The sequence below is a fragment of the Paenibacillus rhizoplanae genome (genome assembly GCF_042684125.1).
GTDB lineage: Bacteria > Bacillota > Bacilli > Paenibacillales > Paenibacillaceae > Paenibacillus_AQ > Paenibacillus_AQ rhizoplanae.
Genome location: NZ_JBHUKY010000020.1, coordinates 81,087 through 91,497, shown reverse-complemented (window position 1 = coordinate 91,497; position 10,411 = coordinate 81,087). Strand labels below are relative to the sequence as shown.

10 protein-coding genes are annotated in these 10,411 nt (G+C 51.4%); all 10 read right to left on the bottom strand.

Annotated elements, in window-relative coordinates; all coding sequences use genetic code 11:
- Positions 1 to 284 precede the first annotated feature (284 nt).
- Positions 285 to 1,055: a DnaD domain protein gene (locus ACFSX3_RS10185; RefSeq protein ID WP_209993872.1), complete on the bottom strand. Its 771-nt coding sequence runs from the start codon at positions 1,053 to 1,055 to the stop codon at positions 285 to 287.
- 23 nt (positions 1,056 to 1,078) lie between these two features.
- Entirely contained in the window at positions 1,079 to 2,374 is a 1,296-nt protein-coding gene (gene asnS, locus ACFSX3_RS10180; RefSeq protein WP_209993873.1) for an asparagine--tRNA ligase, read from the bottom strand.
- Between the two features lie 21 nt (positions 2,375 to 2,395).
- On the bottom strand, positions 2,396 to 3,604 hold the full coding sequence (locus tag ACFSX3_RS10175; RefSeq protein ID WP_209993874.1) for an acetate/propionate family kinase: 1,209 nt from the start codon (positions 3,602 to 3,604) through the stop codon (positions 2,396 to 2,398).
- Entirely contained in the window at positions 3,601 to 4,473 is an 873-nt protein-coding gene (locus ACFSX3_RS10170; RefSeq protein WP_076079207.1) for a 3-hydroxyacyl-CoA dehydrogenase family protein, read from the bottom strand. The genes ACFSX3_RS10175 and ACFSX3_RS10170 overlap by 4 nt, the downstream gene beginning before the upstream one ends.
- 132 nt (positions 4,474 to 4,605) lie before the next feature.
- A complete protein-coding gene (locus ACFSX3_RS10165; RefSeq protein ID WP_209993875.1) occupies positions 4,606 to 6,108 on the bottom strand; it encodes an AAA family ATPase in 1,503 nt (500 codons plus the stop codon).
- On the bottom strand, positions 6,101 to 6,643 hold the full coding sequence (locus ACFSX3_RS10160; protein WP_379256136.1) for a hypothetical protein: 543 nt from the start codon (positions 6,641 to 6,643) through the stop codon (positions 6,101 to 6,103). The genes ACFSX3_RS10165 and ACFSX3_RS10160 overlap by 8 nt, the downstream gene beginning before the upstream one ends.
- Positions 6,644 to 6,921: 278 nt before the next feature.
- Complete coding sequence (locus ACFSX3_RS10155; RefSeq protein WP_379312848.1) at positions 6,922 to 7,680, bottom strand: aminoglycoside adenylyltransferase domain-containing protein; 759 nt, start codon at positions 7,678 to 7,680, stop codon at positions 6,922 to 6,924.
- Between the two features lie 161 nt (positions 7,681 to 7,841).
- Entirely contained in the window at positions 7,842 to 8,363 is a 522-nt protein-coding gene (locus ACFSX3_RS10150; RefSeq protein ID WP_339218696.1) for a cell wall elongation regulator TseB-like domain-containing protein, read from the bottom strand.
- A gap of 29 nt (positions 8,364 to 8,392) precedes the next feature.
- Positions 8,393 to 9,694, bottom strand: coding sequence for an amidohydrolase (locus ACFSX3_RS10145; RefSeq protein WP_209993877.1), 1,302 nt, complete (start codon positions 9,692 to 9,694; stop codon positions 8,393 to 8,395).
- On the bottom strand, positions 9,684 to 10,334 hold the full coding sequence (locus ACFSX3_RS10140) for a redox-sensing transcriptional repressor Rex (RefSeq protein WP_209993878.1): 651 nt from the start codon (positions 10,332 to 10,334) through the stop codon (positions 9,684 to 9,686). Before ACFSX3_RS10140 ends, ACFSX3_RS10145 begins: the two co-directional genes overlap by 11 nt.
- Between the last annotated feature and the right edge of the window lie 77 nt (positions 10,335 to 10,411).

The following is a 10,411-nucleotide window of genomic DNA, read 5'->3' as shown; positions in this document are numbered from 1 at the left end:
TGGAAAGCGGGCAAGCTAAAACCGATAGAAATAACGCTGTAAACGAGAAACTGCGAAAACACGAGTTTTTAGCAGAATGTCTCCACAATTAGGGGGCCGAACCGCATTAAGCACACTTTTCCTGATTTCAGGTACACTTCTGCCCCTCACCACCGCTCCCCGCCCACTTTCGTCCAACTCACAAGCAGCAAAAAAAGATGCCCCATAAGCCACATACATGACTTAAGGGACACCTTAACCGGCCGGGCCTCGCCCTGGACCGGCATATACCTACTTCAATCCGCTCATCTGCCGCCGCCCCGGAATTTCTGGGAATAGGCTTTGACATCCTGGGCATTCTTCACCCGGTTGCGGGCCCATTCCAGCAGAATGCGGTCAATATACCGGAAATGAACCTTTCCTGCAAAGACCGACTCCTTCAGCGCGAGCAGAATCAGCTCCTCGGGATAGCGGTCTTCATCCACCCAGCCGGAGATGGATTCACATTCCATGGGGGACAGCGGACGCCCGAATTCCTTCTCGAAAATGCTGAACAGACTCCGTCCGCCCTCTGCTTCCTTGTCACCCGGCACCGCAAGGCGGCCATTGCCGCCGCCATCTGGTATCGGAGTCCCGGAGTGATGAGCCACCGCCCGAGCCCCCGGTTCCCTCCCGGCCTGACCGGGCTTCTCCTGTGCCTTCTCCCGCGAGACTTCCGCCAGATAAGTACCAAGCTTCGCGTATAAGCCGGAGAAGTTATAGCGCTCATAATGGATGTCCCTCAGCTCATCGTCGGCTCCGTCGATGCTGATGAACCCCTCCTTCATGAGCTTCTGCAGCTCTCCGGCAATCACCGGAATACTGCGCCCGGTTACAGCCTGCAGCTCCTCCAGGGAAGGGAAATCAATTCCCTCCACCTGCCGGAAAGAGAGCAGATGAATCAGCAGCATAGATTCGCTGCCGGTCAGATTCAGCTTGCGGTAATATTTCAAGAGTGCATAAGGAATGACGGCCATTCCGTTCTCCAGGCCGAAGGCTACGCCCTCGCCCCAGGTATTCCAACCTTTTCCGTCCATACTTAAGCCCCCTTTCCCTATTCTTAAGGGTAAAGACGGTACAGGGTACGAGGGAAGGCAATCGTCTCACGGACATGGTCCAGACCGCAGATCCAGGCTACTGTACGCTCCAGTCCCAGACCAAATCCGGAGTGCGGAACCGTGCCATAGGTGCGCAGATCCATATACCATTTGTAGGTGTCCATCGACAGGTTATGTTCTTTGAAGCGGGCCTCCAGCAGCGCCGGATCATCGATACGCTGTGATCCGCCGATGATCTCCCCGTAGCCTTCAGGAGCGATCATATCCGCGCACAGCACCACTTCAGGACGATCAGGATGCGGCTTCATATAGAAGGCCTTGAAGGCAGCCGGATAGTGGGTAATGAAGACCGGTCTGTCGCTCATTTCGGCAATCGCCGTTTCATGAGGAGCCCCGAAATCATCGCCCCAGGCAATTTCATAGCCCTTTTCGTTCAGGAACTTAATCGCATCGTCATAGCTGATACGCGGGAAGGGTGCTTTGATATTCTCGAGCTTCGAGACATCGCGGCCCACCGCTTCCAGCTCGGCGCGGCAATTCGTAAGCACGGATTGCACCACGAAGCTGATGAAATCCTCCTGCACGCACAAGCTCTCTTCATGATCTGTGAAGGCCATTTCCGGCTCAATCATCCAGAACTCGATCAAGTGGCGTCGGGTTTTGGATTTCTCTGCACGGAAGGTAGGCCCGAACGAATAGACGCGTCCCAGAGCCATGGCTGCGGCTTCCATGTACAGCTGTCCGCTTTGGGTCAGATAGGCATCCTCTTCAAAATACTTGGTGTGGAACAGGTTGGTTGTCCCTTCTGCAGACGTCGGCGTCAGAATCGGCGGATCAACCTTCGTGAAGCCGCGCTCATTGAAGAACTGCTGAACCGCGCGGATAATCTCTGCACGAATGACCATTACTGCCCGCTGCTTGGAGGAACGCAGCCAGAGATGACGGTGATCCATCAGGAAATCGACGCCATGCTCCTTGGGGGTAATCGGGTAATTCTCGGTAATATGCAAGACCTCAATTCCCGTAACCGTCATCTCGTAGCCAGACTGGCTGCGGGGCTCCTCACGGATAATTCCGGTTACATACAGCGAGCTTTCCTGGGTCAGGCGCTTGGCATCATCCCAGACCTGCTCAGAGACTTCCGATTTCACCACAACCCCCTGGATATAACCGGTACCGTCCCGAAGCTGCAGGAACTGAATTTTACCGCTGGAGCGCTTGTTGTTGACCCAAGATCCGATCACAACACTCTCTCCGACATGCTCATTCACGTTCTTGATTACACTCTTATTAGCCATGCCTGTAATCTCTCCTCTAATTTAGCCGTTAATTCCCTGCACAAGGCGATAGGTATCGCGTGCAATCACCAGCTCTTCGTTCGTTGGAACCACAAGCACCTGTACCTTGGAATCAGCCTTAGAGATGCGGCGCGGATCGCCGGAGCGGACCTTGTTGGCTTCAGCATCCAGTTCGATTCCGAGGAACGTAAGGTTGTTCAGTACTTTTTCGCGCAGCAGGGAAGCATTCTCGCCCACACCGGCAGTAAACACGATAACGTCTACGCCGTTCATGGCAGCTGCGTAAGAACCGATATATTTACGCAAACGGTACTCGTACATTTCAAAAGCAAGCGTAGAATTAGGCTCGCCTTTCTCTGCACCGTCAATAATATCACGCATGTCACTGCTAACGCCAGAAATAGCCAGGAGTCCGCTGTGCTTGTTCAGCATGGAATTCACTTCACCAACAGACAGCTCTTCTTTATTCATTACATAAGGAACAATTGCCGGGTCAAGGTCTCCACTGCGGGTACCCATCATCAGACCCTCCAGCGGTGTCATACCCATGGAAGTATCAACGGATATACCGCCATCTACTGCAGTTACACTTGCACCGTTACCGATGTGACAAGTGATAATCTTCAGCTCATTAAGCGGACGTTCCAGATAATCAGCCGCTGCCTTGCTGACGAAATCATGGGAAGTTCCGTGTGCACCATAACGGCGGACCTTGTATTTATTGTACAGCACTCTTGGAATGGCATACATATAAGCCTTCTCAGGCATCGTCTGATGGAAGGCAGTATCAAATACAACAACCTGCGGCACACCAGGCATGTTATTCTCAGATGCAACAATCCCCATCATGGCAGCCGGGTTATGCAACGGCGCGAGATCGAACAGCTGACGGATCTTGGTCTTCGCATCTGCATCTACAAGTGCGGAAGCTTTAAAGAATTCTCCTCCGTGTACTACACGGTGACCCACAGCATTGATCTCGTCAGTGGAGGCGATAACGCCGTGCTCTTTGTCTGTCAGACAGGCAAGAACTTTGCGGATGGCTGTATTGTGCTCCAGAATTTCGCTGACTTCAGTAACTTCCTGTTTGCCGGTCGGCTTGTGGTTTAGAATGGAAGAATCCATTCCGATACGTTCTACCAGGCCTTTGGCGAGTACAGATTCATCGGTCATATTATACAGCTGATATTTCAATGAGGAACTGCCGGAGTTAATAACTAAGATATTCATACACGGTCACCGTCCTTGTCATACTTGAAGAAGCCTTCGCCCGATTTTGCACCCAGTTGTCCCGCACGCACCATCTTTTTGAGAATGGTTGATGGACGGTACTTGAGCTCGCCGTATTCACGGAACATGTTCTCAAGCGCAGCAAGCACGGAATCCAGACCGAAGCGGTCTGCCATTTCAAGCGGGCCGTTCTGGAACTGGTAGCCGATACGCATAGCGTCATCAATATCTTCAGGAGAAGCGACACCTTCCTGCAGTACATGCATAGCCTCGTTAATGAACAGGCAAATGAGGCGCGAAGAGACAAATCCGGGGGATTCGTAGATCATGACGCCTTTTTTCTCTACAATCTCATCGACAAAGGCTTTGGTATCTTCAAATGTGCTGTCTGAGGTCTTCAGACCGCGCACAATTTCAACCAGATCTACCTTTCCTACAGGATGTATGAAGTGCATGCCGATCACGCGTTCCGGATACATTGTCGAGCTTGCAAGCTCCGTCAAGCTGAGTGTTGACGTATTGCTGGCAAGAATAATGTGACTCGGACACACCTGATCGAGCTGATTGAATACCTTTTGCTTCGCCTCCAGATCTTCAACGATGGTCTCAATGACCATATCGCAGGAGCTGAGTTCAGCGAAATGTGTCACTTTTTGGATGCGGGACAGAATCAGCTTCTTTTCCGCCTGGGTAATCGCCCATTTCTCCAGCTGTTTGTCGAGACTGGTCTCAATCATTTCGTAGGAGTAGTTCAGTCTTTCTGCAGTTTTTTCCACCAGCATAACATCCAGGCCCTTGGCTGCCAGCATTTCGGCAATCCCTTGTCCCATTGTGCCTCCGCCGATGACACCGATCTTTTTAAAATTCATGTAAAAGTCTCCATCCTTTCAGGTATCTATACTTCAGTATTGTACCTTGTCTGTCGTAAAAAATAAGTAGCCCGACATATAATGATATCTTAGCATGTCTGAAAAGTAAAAAAAAATAACCGGCATAAAGAATTATGCCGGTAAAAGGACACTGTCACGAAATTGACAACGAAATTGCTCTCCGGAGAGAACTTCTTCCTTCATTAAAATGTCAAGGGAGTAATCAAATACATTTCTTTGCTTCTCCAGCAGCTCTTTTGTACGAATCATCAGCTCATCCAGGATTTTACTATTCTCCTTCATCAGCTCTTCCGTGGTAACCATTTGCAGATTCGCAATTCCGAGTGAGGTAAGTCCTGACTTCATCATGGTCTCGACAATATTCAGGGCCTGGTCGAAATCTCCGCGGGAGCCGGTACTGCGTCCTCCGTAATACATCTCTTCGGCGGCAGCTCCGCCCAGGGCGATCATAATCTGATTCTCCAGATAATCCTTCGTATACAGATACTGCTCGGTCTGCGGATTATGCCGTACATAACCGAGGGCCTGCCCGCGCGGGGTCAGTGTAACCTGACTGACGCTTCCGGGGCGAAGCAGTTCAGCCATAATAGCATGTCCAAGTTCGTGAATCGCCACACGCTTCTTCTCTTCATGGTTGGTCTCGCGGTCGGTCTTCTCGCCCATCATCACTTTGTCAATCGCCATCGAGAGATGACGCTGCTCCACCTGGGTCAGATTCTCACGCATCATGTAGATCGCCGCTTCATTCATCACGCTCTCCAGCTGTGCACCTGAGAAGCCGTAGGCTTCTTCGGCAATTTTATCCAAGCTCACCGTCTCGTGCAGCGGTTTGTTCTTGGCATGGAGATCGAGAATCGACTTGCGGCCTTTCTTGTCAGGCATATCCACCTGAATATGCCGGTCAAAACGGCCCGGACGCAGCAATGCCGAGTCCAGCATCTCTTTGCGGTTCGTTGCGGCTACCAGCAGAATACGCGGGGTATCATTGTTATAAATCCCGTCCATCTCGGTCAGCAGCTGATTAAGTGTCTGGTCATATTCCCGTTGTTGTCCGCCTTCGCGTTTACCGCCGATGACGTCGATCTCATCTATGAAAATAATGGCACTTTGCTTATTCTCCTTGAGCGCGCGTGTGCGGGCATCCTTGAATAGATCGCGTACCCGTCCGGCACCGACGCCGACATACATCTCAACGAATTCACTGCCCGAAGCAGCTACAAACACAGAATCGGTATAATGCGCCGCAGCCTTGGCCATCAGCGTCTTCCCGGTTCCCGGAGGGCCGGTTAACAGAATTCCTTTGAGCGGACGAATCCCGAACTTGCTGATCTCTTCATGCCGGATCAGGAAGTCCAGCGCTTCACGCAGCTCCTGCTTAGCATTGTCCTGTCCGCCGATCTCTTCAAAAGTTAGCTTGGAGGGGCCATTCTTCTTACGCTTCTTGTCCGCACCTGCATTGACGGCCAAACCACCGCGGGCATGGGCTATGAACAGGAGTGCGGCAACCATGCCTAGCGCTATGATTACAGGGAAGATATTAATCCCGACAAAAGCCATAAAAATCAGCATGACCGGAATGAAACCGGCTACAACCTCTTTCCAGTACTTAGGCATTGTTCCACACTCCCATCTTCGCTGCTGCACGCGGCAGAATGATAAATTTGCTCTCTGTGCCGTTGCTCAGGCTTACATACACATTGTTGTCGTCAATCTCTGTGGTAGCTGTAACTCCGCTGTACTTACTGTCCTGCTCCTTCAGTCCGTCCAGCTTCGCTGGGATCAATGTATACTTCCGGCTCTCCATTGCTTCTGCTACAGAGAACATTGCTTTATCCCAATACTCGTCCAGCAGCTCGCTTGGTTTCTGCTCCACATCCAGCTTCAGGGTCCGGCCATCAATGGCGGTGCTGCCTTCTCGCGATACATACTGCACCAGCTCACGTAATTTCGTGCCCGGCTGCAAATCCAGTTTCAAAGTGACTTCATTGCGTTTAATAGTAATATGGGAATCCTTCACTCCCTGGTAGGAAGATACCAGCTTTTGCAGCGGCTCCTGCACCACGAATTGACGGTAAGAATACCAGCCACCAAACAATAATGCAGCAGACAGCAGAGACGTTAGCAGCACAGGCATAAGACGAAGTTTCAAGAAACGTCCTCCTCTCAATAATGACCAAGCTTAACTCTATAATAAAGACCAGCCAGCGTGTCTAGCGCCCATCCGAGACTGACATGCTCTTAAGCATGTCTTGATACAAGTAGTAGTATATCATAGGTGTATATACGATTTTACATAAAGTTGTGAATATATTTAAAATTTTTGATACTAATTTCTGGATGTTTCATGAGGAATGAAAAAACGGCAGCTCAGATTCAGATCCTGAAATGCCGCTGCTACATTCATATTCCGGCGTACACTACATCCGGCTAACGCTTAATTTCACCGGTCATATATTCTGCAAAATCAGTTAATAGCTCCAGGTCATAGCCTTGGTCGCTAACCGCTCCTCTATACTCTTCCAGGCATCTTCTGAGCAGCCCGTGAAAGCGTTCCGGCAAATGCTGCAGTCCCCACTCTCCGCCTTCCTTCTTGGAAGAGATATAATCCTCCTGCAAATAGTAGAGCACTCTGCATAGATTCAGTGTGTAATAGACCGGAGATTTATTAATATTCTGCGGCGCATCTTCGACATCCCGGACAATGGAATCCAGATAGTACCTGCGGTCTACCGGCGCAAAGGCCTCGCGGATCGGCTCCCCGTACAAGATAAACCCGCGATGGTAGACCACTGCAAAATGCGCCGCAAGATCAGCATCCTCAAAACCGCCGCACAGATAATTCTCCTCGGTTCTATACCGCTCTAAATGAGCTTCCGAAAAGTGAAATTCAAACGGCGTAGGATACACAAAATTGCGCAGATATGTCTTCAGGACGATAGACAGTTCGATTCCGCGCTTATTCGGCAGACTGTCATGATAGGCTACGATACGCCCGGCAAGTCTCAGACTGGCTTCTGCGGACAGCTTGTCCTGTATAACGATCAGCAGATCAATATCGCTTGAATCCGCTTGAAAACAGCCCATGGCCAGCGAGCCATGCAGGTAAACCCCCGACAGATTATCCCCCAGCTCCTCCTTGAACAAATCCACCGCCTGATCCAAATATGCTAATATCTCCAATTTCATCATCCTCCTTGATTGAACATATATGTAGGTTAGCGCTAGCAGACGAGGTATACACTCCGTATATCAATTGATGTACCTCAAACTTTTCAACATGATGGATAAAAAAACGGAGGAACAGATAATCTGTCCCCCCGTTTTTATTCTGCCGCTGAGCGCTTAGCTTAACGGTTCGGCAGACTGTACCCCTCACCGATGGCGCTGCCATCCTTGAAACGGTAGAAGTTATAATAGAAGCGCCCGTCTTTTTTGTAAAATAGCTGCCAGGCATATTCCCCGTTATATACACCGGGCAGCAGCCGTTCGATCGTAATGTCCGGCAGCTGGGCGGTTATGATCCCGCGCATCTTCTCTTCTGAGGTTCCTTTGCTCAGCTCTTCGGCATACAGGCCGTTGTCGCCTCCGGCAGGCTTGCCCTCCAAGGTATAACGGACCCACACCATCAGCTCGGTACCCGCTTCATTTTTGCCGGTTAGCACCCAGTAGATCTCATTCTCATTCCAGACGGATTTCTGGGCCTTGGTAACCTCTGTTAGCCCGGCACGCGCCTGGGCCAGCTCCTTGGCCTCACTCCGCTCGTTCCACTGATCCTTCATAATGTAGGCATAGAACTGGCTTAGTCCGAACAGAAGGAGCAGCACCACGGTAATCCCCAGCCAGATCCATTTTCTCCTCTTCTTCTTCACCACGCTGCTTCCTTTCCCGTTCTCCTGAGTTACCGTTTAAGCAGGCTCTCGAACGTCTCCTGTGCTTTGCGGCGGATGGCTTCTTCATCAAGTGTCAGGCATTGTCCATGCTTCACAACCTGCTGGCCGTTCACCCATACATGCTCCACATCCTTGGCGCTGGCCGAATATACAGCATGGGAGAGCAGATCGGTATGCGGCAGCATATGCGGCTGGTCAATATCAAGCGCGATGAAGTCGGCCTTCATCCCTGCTGCAAGGCGGCCTACACCGCTTAGGAAAATAGACTGCGCTCCGTACTCCGTAGCCATCAGAAGCGCCTCAGGAGCCGGTACCGCTGTTGGATCACCGCTTACGCCCTTGTGGATCAGCGCAGCCAGCCTCATCTCTTCGAACATATCCAGATTGTTGTTGCTTGCCGCGCTGTCCGTACCCAGGGAGACCTTAACCCCGGCTCTCAGCAGCTCCGGAACACGGGCAACACCGCTGGCCAGCTTCAGGTTACTGCCAGGGTTATGCGACACGCCAACGTTATGGCGGGCCAGAATCCCGATCTCCTCATCGTTCAGATGAACCCCGTGGGCAATAAGCGAAGGACGGGTAAACATCCCCAGCTTCTCCAGATGTGCGACCGGACGAAGGCCGTAGTCGGCCACGTTCTGCTCCACTTCATGGCGCGTCTCGGACATATGGGTATGCATCGGCAGATCCAGATCATGGGCAGCCTGCACAAACTTCATGAAAAACTCTGGAGGACAGGTGTACGGGGCGTGCGGCGAGAGCATGGTCGTAATTCTGCCGTCAGCCTTGCCATGCCAGTTACGGGCAAAAGCAATCGCCTCAGCGAGCTTGGATTGCTGTACCTCTTCCGGGCACAGCCCAATTACGCCGCGCATCAGCACAGCACGAATACCGGACTGCTCGGTCACTTCCGCTACCCGGTCCATATGATCATACATATCGAGGAAGGTTGTTGTGCCGCCCTTCAGCATTTCCAGCACGGACAAAGAAGTTCCCCAATATACATCATCACCAGTGAATTTCTCTTCCATCGGCCACATCTTCTCCTGCAGCCAAGTCTGAAGCACCATATCGTCGCCGTATCCGCGCAGCAGTGACATGGCAGTATGTCCATGGGTATTGACCAGACCAGGCATGAACAGCAGACGGCTGCCGTCTACGACCTGAGCGCCATCCTCCACTGCCGGCTCAGCTTCACCTATGTAAGTAATCAGATCATTCTCCAGGGTCATATACCCGCTCAGCACTGGCTTATCGCTGCCCGGAACCAGAAAGTGCCCGTTCTTGATTATCGTGATCTTACTGCTCATCTTCAGCCGCATCCTTTCCATCATGCAAATAATAGGCCAGGCTCTGCAGATCTGTGGTGAAATCAGCGGCGTGAATCCGGATATTGGCAGGCGTCTTGAGAATAACCGGTGCGAAGTTCAGAATCGCCTCAATGCCGGAATCCACAAGAATATCGGCTACATTCTGGGCTTCGCTGTCGGGCACAGTAATGATCCCGATCCGGATTCCCTGTGAGCGGATTGTACTGCTTAGCTCCTCCATCGGCTGCACAACCAGCGAGTTGATCTGCTGGCCCACCTTCGGCGGATAGGCATCGAAGATGGCAGTGATCTTCATCGTATCCTTCAAGTAAGCGTTGTAGTTAGACAAGGCATGACCGAGATTACCGGCTCCAACCAGTGCAACATTAATTTGCTGGTCAAGCTTCAGGATGTGACGAATCTTCTCAATCAGATAGGACACATCGTAGCCGATGCCTTTTCTGCCGAAATCACCGAAATAAGCCAGATCCTTGCGGATCTGGGCGGGGTTCAGATCTAGCTTTTGGCCCAGCTCCTGAGAAGAGACTGTGGAGATTTCACGTTTTTGGAGATCGTTCAGGAATCGCAGGTACACTGGAAGTCTGCGCACGACGGCCTCCGATATTTTATCCGATTTCATGTATTCTCCTCCTTAAAAGTTTTGTTAGACCCGTACAATTATAGCAACCGTACCCCGCCGCCTGCCGGAGTAGCAGA

Coding starts and splice junctions, on each gene's coding strand:
- ACFSX3_RS10170 (WP_076079207.1), bottom strand. CDS start 4,473: ATGAATTTTAAAAAGATCGGTGTCATCGGCGGAGGCACAATGGGACAA.
- ACFSX3_RS10175 (WP_209993874.1), bottom strand. CDS start 3,604: ATGAATATCTTAGTTATTAACTCCGGCAGTTCCTCATTGAAATATCAG.
- asnS (WP_209993873.1), bottom strand. CDS start 2,374: ATGGCTAATAAGAGTGTAATCAAGAACGTGAATGAGCATGTCGGAGAG.
- ACFSX3_RS10145 (WP_209993877.1), bottom strand. CDS start 9,694: ATGAGCAGTAAGATCACGATAATCAAGAACGGGCACTTTCTGGTTCCG.
- ACFSX3_RS10165 (WP_209993875.1), bottom strand. CDS start 6,108: ATGCCTAAGTACTGGAAAGAGGTTGTAGCCGGTTTCATTCCGGTCATG.
- ACFSX3_RS10140 (WP_209993878.1), bottom strand. CDS start 10,334: ATGAAATCGGATAAAATATCGGAGGCCGTCGTGCGCAGACTTCCAGTG.
- ACFSX3_RS10155 (WP_379312848.1), bottom strand. CDS start 7,680: ATGAAATTGGAGATATTAGCATATTTGGATCAGGCGGTGGATTTGTTC.
- ACFSX3_RS10185 (WP_209993872.1), bottom strand. CDS start 1,055: ATGGACGGAAAAGGTTGGAATACCTGGGGCGAGGGCGTAGCCTTCGGC.